Here is a 17409-nt window from a genome sequence, read left to right on the forward strand (position 1 = left end):
AGCCTGCATCCGATGGATCTTCAAGACCTCAGCGCAGTCGGTCCGGCCCCCGAGACGGCCGACCGCGATCCTTTCCTGCAGGCGCTCGGAGAGCGCGTCCGCTCGCTGCGCGCCCGCAAGGGCATGACGCGCAAGGCGCTCGCCAGGGCATCCGAGGTGTCGGAACGCCATCTCGCCAACCTCGAGCTCGGCGTCGGGAATGCCTCGATCCTGGTGCTCAGGCAGGTCGCCAGGGCGCTCGACTGCCCGCTGGCCGAACTGCTAGGCGACGAGACCGCCGCTTCGCCGGAGTGGCTGCTGATCCGGGACCTGCTGCGCGGGCGCAGCGACGACGCGCTGCGGCGCGCCCGCGTCGCGCTGGCCGAACTCTACGGAGAGGCCGGCCGGCCCGACGCGCGAACGAGCCGGATCGCGCTGGTCGGACTGCGCGGCGCGGGCAAGTCCACCCTCGGGCTCGCGCTGGCCGACGCGCTCGACGTGCCCTTCGTCGAGTTGAACACCGAGATCGAGAGGGTCGCCGGCTGCAGCATCGCCGAGATCCACAACCTGCTCGGACCCGCCGCCTACCGGCGCTACGAGCGGCGCGCCCTCGAGGAAACCGTCCAGCTGTATCCCGACGCGGTCATCGCGACGCCGGGCGGCATCGTGTCGGATCCCGCCACCTTCAACCTGCTGCTGTCGCACTGCTACACGATCTGGCTGAAGGCGCAGCCGGAGGAGCACATGCAGCGGGTGATCGCGCAAGGCGACCTGCGCCCGATGGCGGGCAACCAGGAAGCGATGGAGGACCTCAAGCGCATCCTCGCCGGCCGCTCGGCCTTCTACGGAAAGGCCGACCTGCAGTTCGAAACCGGAGGACAATCGTCCGGAGAGGCCGTCGCCCGGCTGCGCGAGGCGCTTCGCCAGGCCACCGGGCGGTGATTCCGGGTGGGCGAGTGAGTTTCGCTTGACAATGCACAATAGTGCATTATCATTCGATCCTCATCGAGACATGCACGATGATGCATGTCTCGGGATTCCCCGGGAGCGCCTCCTCGAGGGTGCTCCGATTCCCGATTCCGGATGCCCGAATCGAGGCTGCGCCGATTGATGGCACGAACACAGCGAAGCGAGGAGAAACGATGAACGCTCCCGACATCCAGGCCCGGACCGCCGGCGCCGTCGTCGACTACCGGACCGACCCGTCGCGCTACCGCCACGTCTCGCTGAGCTTCGACGGCCCGGTGGCCACGCTCGCGCTGAACATCGACGAGGACGCCGGCCTGCGCCCCGGCTACAAGCTCAAGCTCAACAGCTACGACCTCGGCGTCGACATCGAGCTTCACGACGCGCTGAACCGGATCCGTTTCGAGCATCCTGAGGTGCGCACGGTCGTCGTGACCAGCCTGCGCGACCGGATCTTCTGCTCGGGCGCCAACATCTTCATGCTGGGCGTGTCGAGCCACGGGTGGAAGGTCAATTTCTGCAAGTTCACCAACGAGACGCGCAACGGCATCGAGGATTCGAGCGCCCATTCGGGGCTCAAGTTCCTGGCCGCGGTCAACGGCGCCTGCGCCGGCGGCGGATACGAGCTGGCGCTGGCCTGCGACGAGATCTGGCTGGTCGACGACCGGTCCTCGTCGGTCAGCCTGCCCGAGGTGCCGCTGCTCGGCGTGCTGCCCGGCACCGGAGGACTCACCCGGGTCACCGACAAGCGCAAGGTGCGGCACGACCTGGCCGACATCTTCTGCACCACCACCGAGGGCGTGCGCGGCCAGAAGGCCAAGGACTGGCGGCTGGTCGACGAGATCGCCAAGCCGGCGGTCTTCGCCGAGAAGGTCCGGGAGCGCGCGCTGCAGCTCGCGCAGCAGAGCGACCGGCCGGCCGATGCGAAGGGCGTCGCGCTGCCCCCGGTCGAGCGGGTCGACGAGGCCGACGCGCTGCGCTATGCGCACGTCACCGTCGAGATCGACCGCGCGAAGCGCACCGCGAGCTTCGTCGTGAAGGGGCCGGCCGGCGCCCAGCCCGAGGGCGTCGACGCGATCGCCGCGGCCGGCGCCGGCTGGTGGCCGCTGGCGATGGCCCGCGAGCTCGACGATGCGATCCTCACGATGCGCACCAACGAGCTCGAGATCGGCACCTGGCTGCTGAGGACCGAGGGCGACCCGGCCGCGGTGCTCGCGGCGGACGCGCAGCTCGCCGCGCACCGTGGCCACTGGTTCGTGCGCGAAACGATCGGCATGCTGCGGCGGACCCTCTCGCGACTGGACGTGTCCTCGCGCAGCCTGTTCGCGCTGATCGAGCCCGGTTCCTGCTTCGCCGGCACGCTGCTCGAGCTGGCGCTGGCCTGCGACCGCAGCTACCACGCCGCGCTGCCCGACGAGCCGGATCGCGAGCCGGCGATCGCCGTGAGCGAGGCCAACTTCGGCTTCTATCCGATGGCGACCGGCCAGTCGCGGCTCGAGCGCCGCTTCTACGAAGAGGCCGGGCCGCTCGCCGCGGTGCGCGAAGCGCTGGGCCGGCCGCTGAAGGCCGACGACGCGCTGGCGCTCGGCCTGGTCACCGCGGCGCCCGACGACATCGACTGGGCCGACGAGGTCCGGATCGCGCTCGAGGAGCGGGCCGCGATGTCGCCCGACGCGCTGACCGGCATGGAGGCCAACCTGCGCTTCAACGGCAAGGAGACGATGTTCACCCGCATCTTCGGCCGGCTGACCGCCTGGCAGAACTGGATCTTCCAGCGCCCGAACGCGGTCGGCGAGAAGGGCGCGCTGAAGCTCTACGGGAAGGGCGAGAAGGCCCAGTTCGACATGAACCGGGTCTGACCGGCCCGGCCGCGATCCACGAATCCGCGAATCAACGAATCCACCGCTCACGGAGGCAAGCGATGTCCTCGATCAACTACACGGACAAGATCCCCAACAACGTCGACCTGTCGCAGGACAAGGCCCTGCAGCGGGCGCTCGAGCACTGGCAGCCGAACTACCTGCAGTGGTGGCACGACCTCGGCCCCGAGGGCTCGCAGAGCTTCGACGTGTACCTGCGCACCGCGGTCAGCGTGGACCCGCAGGGCTGGGCGCAGTTCGGCTACGTGAAGATGCCCGAGTACCGCTGGGGCATCTTCCTGAACCCGCGCGAGGAGGGCCGCGAGGTCAACTTCGGCGAGCACAAGGGCGAGGCCGCCTGGCAGGAAGTGCCGGGCGAGCACCGCGCCAACCTGCGCCGGATCATCGTGACGCAGGGTGACACCGAGCCGGCCTCGGTCGAGCAGCAGCGCCACCTGGGGCTGACCGCGCCCAGCCAGTACGACCTGCGCAACCTGTTCCAGGTGAACGTCGAGGAAGGCCGCCACCTGTGGGCGATGGTCTACCTGCTGCACAAGTACTTCGGCCGCGACGGCCGCGAGGAAGCCGACGCGATGCTGCAGCGCCACTCGGGCGACGCGGACCATCCGCGCATCCTGGGGGCCTTCAACGAGAAGACGCCCGACTGGCTGTCCTTCTACATGTTCACCTACTTCACCGACCGCGACGGCAAGTTCCAGCTCTGCGCGCTGGCCGAGAGCGGCTTCGACCCGCTGGCCCGCACGACCAAGTTCATGCTGACCGAAGAGGCCCACCACATGTTCGTGGGCGAGAGCGGCATTTCGCGCGTGATCGCCCGCACCTGCGAGGTGATGAACCAGCTGAAGACCGACGATCCGGCGAAGGTGCGCGCGGCCGGCGTGATCGACCTGGCCACGATCCAGCGCTACCTGAACTTCCACTTCAGCGTCACGATCGACCTGTTCGGCGCCGACGAGTCGAGCAACGCGGCGATCTTCTACAACTCGGGACTGAAGGGTCGCTTCGAGGAGACCAAGCGCGACGACGACCACCGGCTGCAGGGCCGCACCTACAAGGTGCTGGCGGTGCAGAACGGCCAGCTGGTCGAGCGCGAGGTGCCGATGCTCAACGCGCTGAACGAGGTGCTGCGCGACGACTACATCAAGGACTCGATCGCCGGCGTGAACCGCTGGAACAAGGTGATCGAGAAGGCCGGCCTGCCGTTCCGGCTGGTCGCGCCGCACAAGGCCTTCAACCGCAAGATCGGCGCGCTGTCCGGCGTGCGGGTCAGCCCCGACGGGCGCGTGGTCAGCGAAGCCGAGTGGGCGGCGCACGAGCGCGAGTGGCTGCCTAGCGCCGAGGACCGCGCCTTCGTGGCCTCGCTGATGGGCCGGGTCGTCGAGCCGGGCAAGTTCGCGAACTGGATCGCGCCGCCGGTCATGGGCATCAACCGCCAGCCGGTCGACTTCGAGTACGTTCGCTTCAACTGAGTGCGCGGGGAAGGCGTGCGGCACGCCTTCTTCGCTGATTCGCGAAACCGAGCATGGGGCATGAGATGAACGCGCCGGACACCGGGCTGCTCAAGCAGCACCTGATCGACCCCGAGATCTGCATTCGCTGCAACACCTGCGAGGCGACCTGCCCGGTCGGCGCGATCACGCACAACGACGACAACTACGTCGTCGATGCGGAAAAGTGCAACTTCTGCATGGACTGCATCTCGCCGTGCCCGACCGGGTCGATCGACAACTGGCGGACGGTGCCGCGGGCGAAGGCCTATACGGTCGACGAGCAGTTCGGCTGGGAAGCGCTTCCCGCGGAGCTGACGCCCGATCAGCTCGCCGAGGCGGGCGTGGCGGCCGAGGGCGAGGCGGACGCGGCGGCCGAGGGCCCGGGCGGGGCGCTCGGCGCATCGGCCTCGTCGAGCGCCTTCGGCGGCGCCGAAGCGGCGGCTGCCCCCGGCGAGGCGGCCTTCAATTCGGCGGCCTTCAACGCCAGCTTGCCGCCGTGGTCGGCCGCTCACGCCTACACGAACCTCTACGGCCCGAAGAACCCGACCACCGCCACGGTGGTCGGCAACGTGAAGGTCAACGAGGCAGGCACCGAGAACGAGACCCATCACATCGTGCTCGATTTCGGCCGCATGCCGTTCCCGGTGCTCGAGGGCCAGTCGATCGGCATCGTGCCGCCGGGCGCCGACGCGTCGGGCAGGCCGCACCACGCGCGCCAGTACTCGATCGCCAGCCCGCGCAACGGCGAGCGGCCCGGCTACAACAACCTGTCGCTCACGGTGAAGCGGGTCACCGCCGACCACCAGGGCCGGCCGGTGCGGGGCGTCTGCTCGAACTACCTGTGCGACCTGAAGCCTGGCGACACGGTTCAGGTGATCGGGCCATTCGGCACGAGCTTCCTGATGCCGAACCACCCGCGCTCGAACATCGTGATGATCTGCACCGGAACCGGCAGCGCGCCGATGCGCGCGATGACCGAGTGGCGGCGCCGGCTGCGCAAGTCGGGCAAGTTCGAGGGCGGGCGGCTGATGCTGTTCTTCGGCGCGCGCACCCGCGAGGAGCTGCCTTACTTCGGGCCGCTGATGAGCCTGCCCAAGGACTTCATCGACATCAACTTCGCATTCTCGCGCACGCCGGGTGCCCCGAAGCGCTACGTTCAGGACCTGATGCGGGAGCGGTCAGCCGACCTGGCCGGCCTGCTGAAGGACGAGGACACCTACGTCTACGTCTGCGGCCTGAAGAGCATGGAAGAGGGCGTCGTGCTCGCGCTGCGTGACATCGCGCAGCAGGCCGGGTTGTCCTGGGACACGCTGGGCGCGGCGCTCAAGCGCGAGGGCCGGCTGCACCTGGAGACCTACTGAGCCGGCGCGGGACGCGACCCCCGGCCGGCCGCTCGCCGCTTACTTCCGGCTGAGCAGGGCCAGGAACTCGCGGCGCAGGTCCGGATTGGTCAGGAAGGCGCCGCGCATCACGCTGTTGGTCATGCTCGAGTCGGCGTCCTTCACGCCGCGCCAGCGCATGCAGAAGTGATCGGCCTCGATCACGATCGCCAGCCCCTCGGGGTTCACCTTCTCCTCCAGCGTGTTGGCCAGCTGGATCACCGCCTCTTCCTGGATCTGGGGCCGGTTCATGATCCACTCGGTGAGCCGCGCGTACTTGGAGAGGCCGATCAGGTGCGAGTCCTCGCGTGGCAGGATGCCTATCCACACCTTGCCCAGGATCGGGCACAGGTGGTGCGAGCAGGCGCTGCGCATCGTGATCGGGCCCACGATCAGCAGCTCGCTCAGCCGCTCCACGTTCGGGAACTCGGTGACCGGAGGCATCGGCCGGTAGCGGCCGGCGAAGACCTCGCGCACGAACATCTTCGCGACCCGCTTCGCGGTGTCGGCGGTGTTGTGGTCGCCGTCGACGTCGATCACCAGGCTCTTCAGCACCTGCTGCATGTGGCCCGCCACCTCGGCCTGGATCGCCTCGAGCTCGCCGGGCTCGACGAAGTCGGCGATGTTGTCGTTCGCGTGGAAGCGCCGGCCGGCTGCGAGCAGCCGTTGCCGGATTCGTTCGGAGGTGGTGTCCGTTTCCTTGGGCATCGTGGGTCTCGTTCTTCGTGTCCGTAGGGCTCACCAGGGCAGGGCCTGGCCGCGATAGTCGAAAAAGCCGCCGGACTGTGCCGGCTGCAACGTATCCAGCACCGCGACGAGCAGGCGGGCCGCCTCCGCCGGCGTGCGCAGCTCCAGCCCCGCCTTGCCGAACGGCGCCGACAGCCGGGTGTCGACGGTGCCGGGGTGCAGCGCCACGCAGGCCGCCTCGGGGCAGCGCCTGCGCAGCTCGATCGACGCGGTGCGCACCAGCTGGTTCAGCGCCGCCTTCGAGGCCCGGTACGAATACCAGCCGCCGAGGCGATTGTCGCCGATGCTGCCGACCTTTGCCGAGATCGTCGCGAAGACCGAGCGGCCGTCGCGCGGCAGCAGCGGCAGGAAATGTTTCATCAGCAGCGCGGGGCCGATCGCATTGACCCTGAAGGCGTGAAGCATGTGCTCCAGGTCGAGGTCCTGCAGCCTTCGCTCGGGCGCGAATCGATCGTCGTGCAGGAAGCCGGTGGCGTCGACGACCAGGCGCACCGGGATCCCGAGTCCGGCCGCGAAACGCGCCGCCTCCGCGATGCTCGCTTCGTCGAGCAGGTCGAGCGGCGGGTCGGAGCGGCGCGACAGCGCGACCACCCGTTGCCGGCGCGGCTCGCGCGACAGCTCCGCGGCCAGCGCGGCACCGATGCCGCCGCTTGCGCCGACGACCACGGCGAGAGTTTCGTTTTCGGGCATGGGCAGCGGAGTATGCCTTCCCGACGGCGCCGCTCGGCGCATCGGCGCGATGCCGATGCGGTTATCCTCGGCGGCAGGATCAGGCCAGCCATCCCACCCCAGCCACCGTCAGCCGGAGTCGCCCGTCATGAAGGAAGCCGTCATCGTCTCGACCGCCCGAACCCCGATCGGCAAGGCCTACAAGGGCGCATTCAACCTGACCCACGGCGCCACGATGGGCGGTCACGTGGTGAAGCACGCGGTCGAGCGCTCCGGCCTGGACCCGGCCGAGATCGAGGACTGCATCATGGGCACCGCGCGGCCCGAGGGGCCGGTGGGCGGCAACATCGCGCGCCAGATCGCGCTGCGCGCGGGGCTGCCGGTGACCACCAGCGGCGTCACCGTGAACCGTTTCTGCAGCTCGGGCCTGCAGACGATCGCGATGGCGGCGAGCCGCGTGGTCGTGGAGGGGGCGCCGGCGGTCGTGGCCGGCGGCCTGGACTCGGTCAGCCTGACGATGAACGAGCACGCGAACCGCTTCATGCTGCGCGAGCCCTGGCTGGAGGCGAACGTGCCGGGCGTGTACCACACGATGATCCAGACCGCCGAGACGGTCGCGAAGCGCTACGGCATCTCGCGCGAGCGGATGGACGAGTACGGCGTGCAGAGCCAGCAGCGGGTGGCCGCGGCGCAGGCCGCGGGGCGCTTCGACCGCGAGATCGTGCCGATGACCACGACCAGGGAGGTGACGCTCGAGTCGGGCGAGAAGACTACCCAGGAGGTCACGCTGACCCAGGACGAGGGGATCCGCCCGACCACGCTCGAAGGGGTCGCCAAGCTCAAGCCGGTCATGGAGGGCGGCACGATCACCGCCGGCAACGCGAGCCAGCTGTCCGACGGCGCCTCCGCCTGCGTGGTCATGGACGCGAAGCTCGCCGAGCAGCGCAACATCGAGCCGCTCGGCATCTTCCGAGGCTTCACCGTGGCCGGCTGCGAGCCCGACGAGATGGGCATCGGGCCGGTGTTCGCGGTGCCGCGCCTGCTCGAGCGCACCGGCGTGAAGATGGACGACATCGGCCTGTGGGAGCTGAACGAGGCCTTCGCGGTGCAGGTGCTCTACTGCCGCGACCGGCTCGGCATCCCGAACCAGATCCTGAACGTCGACGGCGGCGCGATCGCGGTCGGCCACCCGTTCGGCATGTCGGGCGCCCGGCTCGCCGGCCATGCGCTGATCGAGGGCAAGCGGCGCGGCGTGAAGTACGTTGTGGTGACCATGTGCATCGGCGGCGGCATGGGGGCGGCGGGGCTGTTCGAGGTTGTCTGAGGCGGCCGGGCAGGACGGGCAGGGAGGCAGGCGATGAGCATAGTTCTCGTGCGACACGGTGAAACCCCGCTGAACGCGGCGCGCGTGATCCAGCCGGCCGACACGCCGCTGAGCGAGCGGGGCAGGGCGCAGGCCGAGGCGGTCGCGCGCAGGCTGGCCGCGCGCCCGGACGGCGAGGCCCCGATCCGCGAAGAGGCCGCCGGGCCGGGCGCGATCGCCCTCGCGCCGGCCGCCATCCTGAGCAGCGACCTGCCGCGCGCCTTCGAGACCGCCACCGCGATCGCGGCCGCCACCGGCCTGGACCTGCGTGCGACCGAGTTGCTGCAGGAGCGCAACTTCGGCGCGCTGCGCGGCCGCGCCTACGACGAGCTCGGCTTCGACCCGCTGGCCACGAACGATGCGCCGCCGGGCGGCGAATCGGTTGCCGAGTTCGAGGCGAGGGTGGCCAGGGCCTTCGACGAGGTCCTCGCGCTGCGCGCCGCGCTCGCCGGCGACCTAGTCGTCGTCACGCACGGCCTGGTCATCCGGACGCTGCTCGCGCGGCATGCGCGGCTGGCCGCGGGCATCGAGCTGCCGGCCAGCCTGGCGAACACCTCGGTCACGGTGCTGGCGCCGGTCGCGCCGCACCAGGCGCTGCTGGTCAACTGCACGATCCACCTGCAGGGTTCGGCGCGCGACGAGGGCAAGGGGCTGTCGGGCTTCTGAGGTCGGCGTCGGCCGGTATCATTCGTCGGCCAGCGCGGATGACGAAATCGGTAGCCGTAGCGGACTTAAAATCCGCGGCCGCAAGGCGTCCGGGTTCGAGTCCCGGTCCGCGCACCAATCAAGATCGAGAATGAAACCCGAAGTCCAGGAACTGCTGTCGCTGCTGCAGGTCGAGCGGCTCGAATACAACCTGTTCCGCGGCGTCAGCGGCGAGATCGGCAGCCCGCAGGTGTTCGGCGGGCAGGTGCTCGGCCAGGCGCTGATGGCGGCGGCCACCACGGTCGAGGCCTCGCGCAGCGTGCATTCGCTGCACGCCTACTTCCTGCGGCCGGGCGACAAGAACGCCCGCATCGTCTACGACGTCGAGCGGATCCGCGACGGCGGCAGCTTCACCACGCGGCGCGTCGTGGCGATCCAGCACGGGCGGCCGATCTTCAACCTCGCGGCGTCCTTCCACGTCGAAGAGGAGGGCGTCGAGCATCAGGACCCGATGCCGCAGGTGAAGGGGCCCGACGGGCTCGCGAGCGACCGCGAACTGCGCCGCCGCATCCTGGGCATGCTTCCCGAAAGCCAGCGCGCCGCCGCGAAGACCGAAGGCGCGATCGACTTCCGTCCGGTCGAGCCCTACGATCCGCTCGATCCGAAGCCGGGGCCTTCGCTGCGGCACACCTGGTTTCGCCTCGCCGATCGCGCGCCCGACGACCCGGTGCTGCACCAGGCGCTGCTGGCCTATGCGTCGGACTTCGGCCTGCTGCAGAGCGCGATGATCCCGCACGGCCTGAGCTTCGTGCAGCCCGCGCTGCAGGTCGCGAGCCTCGACCACGCGATGTGGTTCCACGACGCGTTCCGCGCCGACGAGTGGCTGCTCTACTCGATGGAGTCGCCGGCGGCGGGCGGCGCGCGCGGCTTCTGCCGCGGCAGCCTGTACACGCAGGACGGCAGGCGGATCGCGTCGGTGGCCCAGGAGGGCCTGATCCGGATCCGGAAGGACTAGCGGGAAGAACCTCCGCGGCGGCTCGCAGCGGCTCGAGGCGACCGCAGCGACGCGACCGGATTCAGAACGCGTCGCCCGGCACCCGCACCCAGCCTTCCATCAGCACTCGCGCGCTGCGGCTCATGATCGCCTTCTTGACGACCCACTCGCCGTTCTCCTGGCTGGCCTCGGCGCCTACGCGCAGCGTGCCGGACGGATGGCCGAAGCGCACCGCGTTGCGCTCGCCGCCGCCGGCCGCCAGGTTCACCAGCGTGCCGGGGATCGCGGCAGCGGTGCCGATGGCCACCGCTGCCGTGCCCATCATCGCGTGGTGCAGCTTGCCCATCGACAGCGCGCGCACCAGCAGGTCGATGTCCGTCGCGGCCACCTTCTTTCCGCTGGAGGCCGCGTAGTCCTTCGGGGGCGCGACGAACGCGACCTTCGGCGTGTGCTGGCGCTTCGCCGCTTCGGACACGTCCGCGATCAGGCCCATGCGCACCGCGCCGTGCGCGCGGATCGTCTCGAACATCGCCAGCGCCTTCGCGTCGCCGTTGATCGCGTCCTGCAGCTCGGTGCCGGCGTAGCCGATCGCGTCGGCGTTGACGAAGATCGTCGGGATGCCGGCGTTGATCATCGTGGCCTTCAGCGTTCCGACGCCCGGCACCTCGAGGTCGTCGACCAGCTTGCCGGTGGGGAACATCGAGCCGCCGGCGCCTTCCTCCTCGGCGGCCGGGTCCATGAACTCGAGCTGCACCTCGGCGGCCGGGAAGGTCACGCCATCGAGCTCGAAGTCGCCGGTCTCCTGCACCGCGCCGTCGGTGATCGGCACGTGCGACACGATGGTCTTGCCGATGTTGGCCTGCCAGATCCGCACGCTGGCGGTGCCGTTCTTCGGCACCTTCGCCGGATCGACCAGGCCGTTGGCGATCGCGAACGGGCCCACGGCGGCCGACAGGTTGCCGCAGTTGCCGCTCCAGTCGACGAAGGCCGAGTCGATCGAGACCTGGCCGAACAGGTAGTCGACATCGTGGTCCGGCCGGCTGCTCTTCGACAGGATCACGGTCTTGCTGGTGCTGGACGTGGCGCCGCCCATGCCGTCGATCTGCTTGCCGTAGGGATCGGGGCTGCCGATCACCCGCATCAGCAGCGCGTCGCGCGCCTTGCCCGGCACCCGAGCGGCCTCGGGCAGGTCCTGCAGGCGGAAGAACACGCCCTTGCTGGTGCCGCCGCGCATGTAGGTGGCGGGGATGCGGATCTGCGGAACGTGGGCCATGGTCGTTTTGGGAGCGATGTGGAATGCCGGGGCAGCAGTCGCCGTTCAGGCGACCTTCTTCGAGGACTCGAGGAAGTCCTGCGCGAAGCGCTGCAGCACGCCGCCGGCCTCGTAGATCGAGACCTCCTCGGCGGTGTCGAGCCGGCAGGTGACCGGCACCTCGAGCTCTTCGCCGCTCTTGCGGCGGACGACCAGCGTGAGCGTCGCGCGAGGCGTGCGCTCGCCGACCACGTCGAAGGTCTCGGTGCCGTCGATGCCCAGCGTCTTGCGGGTCGTGCCCGGCTGGAACTCGAGCGGCAGCACGCCCATGCCGATAAGGTTGGTTCGGTGGATGCGCTCGAAGCCCTCGGCCACGATCGCCTCGACGCCCGCCAGCCGCACGCCCTTGGCCGCCCAGTCGCGCGAGGAGCCCTGGCCGTAGTCGGCCCCGGCCACGATGATCAGCGGCTGGCGGCGGTTCATGTAGGTCTCGATCGCCTCCCACATCCGCATCACTGTGCCCTCGGGCTCGACGCGGGCGAGCGACCCCTGCCTGACCTTGCCGTCGACGACGGCCATCTCGTTGACCAGCTTGGGGTTCGCGAAGGTGGCGCGCTGCGCGGTGAGGTGGTCGCCGCGGTGGGTCGCGTAGGAGTTGAAGTCTTCCTCGGGCAGGCCCATCTTCGCCAGGTACTCGCCGGCCGCGCTGTCGAGCATGATCGCGTTCGACGGCGACAGGTGGTCGGTGGTGATGTTGTCGCCGAGCACCGCCAGCGGGCGCATGCCCTTGAGCGTGCGCTCGCCGGCCAGCGCGCCTTCCCAGTAGGGCGGGCGGCGGATGTAGGTGCTCTGCGGGCGCCAGTCGTACAGCGGGCTGACCTTCTCGCCGCTGTCCTTCTTCAGCGCGAACATCGGCGTGTAGACGTTGCGGAACTGCTCGGGTTTCACCGAGGCCCGGACCACCGCGTCGATCTCCTCGTCGCTGGGCCAGAGGTCCTTCAGGCGGATATCCTTGCCGTCGACCACCGCGAGCACGTCCTTCTCGATGTCGAAGCGGATCGTGCCGGCGATCGCGTAGGCGACCACCAGCGGCGGCGAGGCCAGGAAGGCCTGCTTGGCGTAGGGATGGATGCGGCCGTCGAAGTTGCGGTTGCCAGACAGCACCGCCACCGCGTACAGGTCGCGGTCGACGATCTCCTGCTGGATCTTCGGGTCGAGCGCGCCGGACATGCCGTTGCAGGTGGTGCAGGCGAAGGCCACGATGCCGAAGCCGAGCTTCTCGAGCTCGTCGGTCAGGCCGGCTTCCTTCAGGTATTCGGCCACCACGCGCGAGCCGGGGGCCAGCGAGGTCTTGACCCAGGGCTTGCGGGCCAGGCCGTACTTGTTGGCGTTGCGCGCCAGCAGGCCGGCGGCGATCACGTTGCGCGGATTGCTGGTGTTCGTGCAGCTGGTGATGGCGGCGATGATCACCGCCCCGTCCGGCATCTGGCCGGGGACTTCCTCCCACTTGCCGGCGATGCCCTTGGCGGCCAGGTCGGCGGTGGCCACCCGCGCGTGCGGGTTCGACGGCCCGGCCATGTTGCGCACCACGCTGGACAGGTCGAAGTGAAGCGTGCGCTCGTACTCGGCGTGGGCCAGCGCGTCGGCCCACAGCCCGGTGTGCCTCGCGTACAGCTCGACCAGCTTCACCTGCTCGTCGTCGCGGCCGGTGAGCTTCAGGTAGTCGATCGTCTGGCCGTCGATGAAGAACATCGCCGCGGTGGCGCCGTACTCGGGCGCCATGTTCGAGATGGTCGCGCGGTCGCCCAGCGTGAGCGCCGCCGCGCCCTCGCCGCGGAACTCGAGGTAGGCGCCGACCACCTTCTGCTTGCGAAGGAACTCGGTGAGCGCGAGCACCACGTCGGTTGCCGTGATGCCGGGGCCCGGCTTGCCGGTGAGCTCGACGCCGACGATGTCGGGCAGGCGCATCCACGAGGCGCGGCCCAGCATCACGTTCTCGGCCTCGAGGCCGCCGACGCCGATCGCGATGACGCCCAGCGCGTCGACGTGCGGCGTGTGGCTGTCGGTGCCCACGCAGGTGTCGGGGAAGGCGACGCCGTCGCGCACCTGGATCACCGGCGACATCTTCTCCAGGTTGATCTGGTGCATGATCCCGTTGCCCGGCGGGATCACGTCGACGTTCTCGAAGGCCTTCTTCGTCCAGTCGATGAAGTGGAAGCGGTCCTCGTTGCGGCGGTCCTCGATCGCGCGGTTCTTCTCGAAGGCGTCGGGGTCGTAGCCGCCGCACTCCACCGCGAGCGAGTGGTCGACGATCAGCTGCACCGGCACCACCGGGTTCACCTGGGCCGGGTCGCCGCCCTGGTCGGCGATCGCGTCGCGCAGGCCGGCAAGGTCAACCAGCGCGGTCTGGCCCAGGATGTCGTGGCAGACCACGCGGGCCGGGAACCACGGGAAGTCCAGGTCGCGCTTGCGCTCGATCAGCTGCTTCAGCGAGTCCTCGAGCGTTGCCGGATCGCAGCGGCGGACCAGGTTCTCGGCGAGCACGCGCGAGGTGTAAGGGAGCTTGTCCCAGGCGCCGGGCCGGATCGCGTCGACCGCCGCGCGGGCGTCGAAGTAGTCGAGTTCGGTGCCGGGCAGGCGGGTGCGGTAGGCGGTATTCATCATGCCGCCGATTTTATCCCAGAGCCCTCTTGCAGTCGGGCATGCGGGAGCCCCTGCACGGCTCGTGCGACGAATCGGCAGGGGCCCCGCTATCGGCGGGCCGCCCGGAGCAGCGGCTCGAGCGCCGGCCAGACGTTTTCGAGCATCCGCGGCTGCGCCTGGCCGTTCGGGTGGATCCGGTCGGGCTGGAACAGGGCCATGTCGTCGGCCACGCCTTCGAGGAAGAAAGGCACCAGCGGGGTCCGATGGGCCTTCGCGACGTCGACGAAGATCTGCGCGAACGCGTCGGTGTAGGCCTTTCCGTAGTTCGGCGGCACCTGCATCCCGAGCAGCAGCACCTTGGCGCCGGCCTTCTGCGACGCGCCGACCATCCGTTCGAGGTTGCGCCGGGTGGCGTTCAGGTCCAGCCCGCGCAGCGCGTCGTTGCCGCCGAGCTCGACGACGACCGCGGCCGGCTCGTGCTTCTCGAGCAGGCTCGAAATCCGGGTCGCGCCACCCGCAGTGGTCTCGCCGCTGATGCTGGCATTGACAACGTTCCAGCCCGGCGCCCGTTCGGCGAGCCGCTTCTCGAGCAGTGCGACCCAGCCGGTGCCGCGCGCCAGGCCGTATTCGGCAGACAGGCTGTCGCCGAGCACCAGCAAGGTTCGCAGCGCCGCGCCGTTGCCCGCCGCGTTCGCGGAGGCCGGCGCCGCCGGCCGGCCGGCGCCGGCGGCCAGGGCCGCGCCGATGCCGCCCGCGATCGAGGCGCCAGCGCCCAACGTAAGTAAACTGGCGGCAGCGCGTACCCACTGCCTTCGTGCCTCTTTCCGGATAGTCCTTTTCATGCCTGCTGCAATCGTCGTCGAACACCTGACCCGCCGGGTCCGCGATGCGGACGGCTGGCTCACGATCCTCGACGACCTGAGTTTCGAGGTCGAGGCCGGGGCCACGGTCGCGATCGTCGGGGCCTCGGGCTCGGGCAAGTCTACGCTGCTGGGTCTGCTGGCCGGGCTCGACCTTGCCACCGGCGGCAGCGTCTCGATCTTCGGCGAGAGGATCCTGGAGCTCGACGAGGACGCGCGGGCGGCCTGGCGCGCCCGCAACCTGGGCTTCGTCTTCCAGTCCTTCCAGCTGCTGCCGCAGATGACCGCGCTCGAGAACGTGATGCTGCCGCTCGAGCTCGCCGGCGACCGTCGCGCGGCCGAGCGGGCGCGCGAGCTGCTGAAGCGGGTCGGGCTCGGCGACCGGCTGGGCCACTATCCGCGCACGCTTTCGGGCGGCGAGCAGCAGCGGGTCGCGATCGCCAGGGCCTTCGCGCCCAGGCCGCGGCTGCTGTTCGCCGACGAGCCGACCGGCAGCCTCGACTCGGCGACAGGCGAGCGGGTGATCGAACTGCTCTTCGAGCTGAACCGCGAGGCGGGCGCCACGCTGGTGCTGGTCACCCACGATCCGCAGCTGGCCGATCGCTGCTCGATGCGGCTCACGCTGGCCGGCGGGCGGCTGCACCAGGCGGAGCAGGCGGGCGCCGCGACGTGGCGGCAGTCCGTCAGCCCGGCGTTCGCGCGCGAATCGACCTGATCCGCTCGAGCAGCGCGCGCGACGGTGCGCTGAGCGACTCGGGCGGCGACGCATCGCCCGACAGGAGCGGCTCGATGCCGGCGGCCAGCGTCTTGCCCAGCTCCACGCCCCACTGGTCGAAGGAGTCGATCCGCCACAGCCAGCCGAGCACCGCGGTCTTGTGCTCGTAGAGCGCCAGCAGCGCGCCCAGGCTGGCCGGCGTGAGCGCCTCGAGCAGGATCGTGTTCGACGGCCGGTTGCCCGGACACTGCCGATGGGAGCCGAGCGGATCGGCCGGATCGGGCCTGCGGCCGCGCATCAGCGCCTCTGCCTGGGCGATCGCGTTGGCGACCAGCGCAGTGGCACGGGCGGCGGCGCCGGGATCGGCATGGTCCGGACCGGCGGCCGGGCCGCGTTCCCCGCCCGCCGCGACGCAAGGCAGGGCGATGACGAAGTCCACCGGGTGGATCCGGGTGCCCTGGTGGAGCGCCTGGAAGAACGAGTGCTGCGCGTCGGTGCCGGGCTCTCCCCAGCAGACGGTCGCCGTGTCGCGAGCGACCGGCCGGCCGTCGCGGTCGACGCGCTTGCCGTTGCTCTCCATCTGCAGCTGTTGAAGCCAGGCCGGCAGCCTGGCCAGCGCGGCGCAATAGGGTACGACCGCCTCGGTGCCGCCGGGATGCACCATGCCGTTCCACAGGGACGCCAGCGCAAGCAGGACCGGCGCGTTCTCGCGGAGCGGTGCGTCGGCGAAATGCCGGTCCATCGCGTGGGCGCCGGCCAGCATCTCGTCGAAGGCGTCCGGGCCGATCGACAGCATCGCGGGCAGGCCGATCGCCGACCACAGCGAATACCGGCCGCCGACCCAGTCGCCGAACGGGAAGATCGCCTCGTCGCCGAGGCCGAAGGAGCGGGCGCCCTCGGGATTGGCGGTGACGCCGACGAAGTGCCGGCGCAGCAGTTGCGGGGCCACCCCGGCGGCCAGCATCCAGTCCCGGACCGCCGACGCGTTCAATGCGGTCTCCTGGGTGCGCCAGCTCTTGGAGGCCACCACGGCCAGCGTCGTGGCCGGGTCCAGGCCAGCGGCCAGCCGGCGCCAGGCATCCGGATCCACGTTCGACAGGAAGTGCACGCGGATCCGCCGATGGGCGCGGTGGGCCAGCGCCTGGCACACCAGCTCGGGGCCGAGCTGCGATCCGCCGATGCCGACATTGACGACGTCGGTGATCGGGCGGCCGGTGGCGCCGCGCCAGCGTCCCTCCCTGACAGATTCCGAGAATGCGCGCATCCGGGACAGCGTGTCGCGGATCGCCAGGCGGATGTCCTCGTCGCCGACGCGCAGCGGCGCGGCGAGCCTGTCGCGGGCGGGCCCGCCGGCCGGGGCGGCCTGCGCCGCGGCGCGGCTGCCCGCGCTCGTCCGGGCGCGCAGCGCGACGTGCAGCACCGCCCGGCCCTCGGTGTTGTTCACCAGGCGGCCGTCGAACATGGCATCCCGCCAGTCGGCGACCCCGGCAGCCTCCGCGAGGCCGACGAGCGCGTCGAGCGCCGCCCGCGGCAGGCGGTTGCGGCTGATGTCCAGGCGCAGTCCGCCGGCTTCGGCAACGAAGCGCCGGAGCCTGTCCGGCTCCATTTCGAAGAGCGCCTCGATGTCGGCCTCGCGGTGCTCGGCCGAGAGGGTTTCGACGCGCTTCCAGGCGGCGGCCAGAGCGGCCTCGTCGGATGCAGGGAGTGGGCTGTCGCCTGCGAAACCGCCTGCGATTCGGGTGTCGGCGTGCATGGGCGGCAGTGTAAGCGCGGCGCCCGCAGGGTGTCAGCAGCCGGTCGCAGCGTTCGACGGCCCCGTCGTGCCGT

At 70.4% G+C, this 17409-nt stretch carries 14 protein-coding genes and 1 tRNA gene; 9 read left to right on the plus strand and 6 right to left on the minus strand.

The window, feature by feature from the left end:
* The first annotated feature begins 12 nt into the window (after nucleotides 1-12).
* The 4 genes from M6I34_RS00925 (at nucleotide 13) to boxA (ending at nucleotide 5676) form a co-directional block, all read left to right on the plus strand.
* Nucleotides 13-921: a helix-turn-helix transcriptional regulator gene (locus M6I34_RS00925; RefSeq protein ID WP_272483843.1), complete on the plus strand. Its 909-nt coding sequence runs from the start codon at nucleotides 13-15 to the stop codon at nucleotides 919-921.
* Nucleotides 922-1121: 200 nt separating this feature from the next.
* A complete protein-coding gene (gene boxC / locus M6I34_RS00930) occupies nucleotides 1122-2804 on the plus strand; it encodes a 2,3-epoxybenzoyl-CoA dihydrolase (protein ID WP_272483844.1) in 1683 nt (560 codons plus the stop codon).
* Nucleotides 2805-2866: 62 nt separating this feature from the next.
* Nucleotides 2867-4294, plus strand: coding sequence for a benzoyl-CoA 2,3-epoxidase subunit BoxB (boxB, locus tag M6I34_RS00935; RefSeq protein ID WP_272483845.1), 1428 nt, complete (start codon nucleotides 2867-2869; stop codon nucleotides 4292-4294).
* Between the two features lie 65 nt (nucleotides 4295-4359).
* On the plus strand, nucleotides 4360-5676 hold the full coding sequence (gene boxA, locus M6I34_RS00940) for a benzoyl-CoA 2,3-epoxidase subunit BoxA (protein WP_272486570.1): 1317 nt from the start codon (nucleotides 4360-4362) through the stop codon (nucleotides 5674-5676).
* 39 nt (nucleotides 5677-5715) lie between these two features.
* Here the strand turns inward: boxA and folE are convergent, their stop codons facing one another.
* The gene (gene folE, locus M6I34_RS00945) at nucleotides 5716-6402 is read right to left on the minus strand and encodes a GTP cyclohydrolase I (protein ID WP_272483846.1); all 687 of its coding nucleotides are present in this window, start codon (nucleotides 6400-6402) and stop codon (nucleotides 5716-5718) included.
* Nucleotides 6403-6432: 30 nt separating this feature from the next.
* Nucleotides 6433-7131 (minus strand): SDR family NAD(P)-dependent oxidoreductase, encoded by a 699-nt coding sequence (locus M6I34_RS00950; protein ID WP_272483847.1) that lies wholly within the window; start codon nucleotides 7129-7131, stop codon nucleotides 6433-6435.
* 127 nt (nucleotides 7132-7258) lie between these two features.
* Between M6I34_RS00950 and M6I34_RS00955 the strand changes: the two genes are divergently transcribed.
* From M6I34_RS00955 to tesB, 4 genes are all read left to right on the plus strand, one after another.
* Nucleotides 7259-8434, plus strand: a complete 1176-nt coding sequence (locus M6I34_RS00955; protein ID WP_272483848.1) for an acetyl-CoA C-acyltransferase — start codon at nucleotides 7259-7261, stop codon at nucleotides 8432-8434.
* 33 nt (nucleotides 8435-8467) lie between these two features.
* The gene (locus M6I34_RS00960) at nucleotides 8468-9139 is read left to right on the plus strand and encodes a histidine phosphatase family protein (RefSeq protein ID WP_272483849.1); all 672 of its coding nucleotides are present in this window, start codon (nucleotides 8468-8470) and stop codon (nucleotides 9137-9139) included.
* A 32-nt stretch (nucleotides 9140-9171) separates the two neighbouring features.
* Nucleotides 9172-9256 (plus strand) — tRNA-Leu (locus tag M6I34_RS00965).
* A 13-nt stretch (nucleotides 9257-9269) separates the two neighbouring features.
* The gene (gene tesB / locus M6I34_RS00970; RefSeq protein ID WP_272483850.1) at nucleotides 9270-10133 is read left to right on the plus strand and encodes an acyl-CoA thioesterase II; all 864 of its coding nucleotides are present in this window, start codon (nucleotides 9270-9272) and stop codon (nucleotides 10131-10133) included.
* A 61-nt stretch (nucleotides 10134-10194) separates the two neighbouring features.
* Here tesB and prpF read toward each other — a convergent pair whose 3' ends face one another.
* The 3 genes from prpF to M6I34_RS00985 form a co-directional block, all read right to left on the minus strand.
* The gene (gene prpF / locus M6I34_RS00975) at nucleotides 10195-11385 is read right to left on the minus strand and encodes a 2-methylaconitate cis-trans isomerase PrpF (protein ID WP_272483851.1); all 1191 of its coding nucleotides are present in this window, start codon (nucleotides 11383-11385) and stop codon (nucleotides 10195-10197) included.
* A 45-nt stretch (nucleotides 11386-11430) separates the two neighbouring features.
* Nucleotides 11431-14025, minus strand: coding sequence for a Fe/S-dependent 2-methylisocitrate dehydratase AcnD (acnD, locus tag M6I34_RS00980; RefSeq protein ID WP_272486571.1), 2595 nt, complete (start codon nucleotides 14023-14025; stop codon nucleotides 11431-11433).
* An 89-nt stretch (nucleotides 14026-14114) separates the two neighbouring features.
* Nucleotides 14115-14849 (minus strand): arylesterase, encoded by a 735-nt coding sequence (locus M6I34_RS00985; RefSeq protein WP_272483852.1) that lies wholly within the window; start codon nucleotides 14847-14849, stop codon nucleotides 14115-14117.
* On the opposite strand from M6I34_RS00985, the gene M6I34_RS00990 reads away from it, so the two are divergent.
* Nucleotides 14848-15582, plus strand: a complete 735-nt coding sequence (locus M6I34_RS00990) for an ABC transporter ATP-binding protein (RefSeq protein ID WP_272483853.1) — start codon at nucleotides 14848-14850, stop codon at nucleotides 15580-15582. The two genes, M6I34_RS00985 and M6I34_RS00990, sit on opposite strands and share 2 nt — an antisense overlap.
* Here M6I34_RS00990 and pgi read toward each other — a convergent pair.
* Nucleotides 15551-17335 carry a glucose-6-phosphate isomerase gene (gene pgi / locus M6I34_RS00995; RefSeq protein WP_272483854.1) on the minus strand — a complete coding sequence of 595 codons (1785 nt, stop codon included), beginning with the start codon at nucleotides 17333-17335 and terminating at the stop codon, nucleotides 15551-15553. The two genes, M6I34_RS00990 and pgi, sit on opposite strands and share 32 nt — an antisense overlap.
* Between the last annotated feature and the right edge of the window lie 74 nt (nucleotides 17336-17409).

It is taken from the genome of Zeimonas sediminis (assembly GCF_023721795.1).
In the GTDB taxonomy this organism is placed as follows: domain Bacteria; phylum Pseudomonadota; class Gammaproteobacteria; order Burkholderiales; family Burkholderiaceae_E; genus Zeimonas; species Zeimonas sediminis.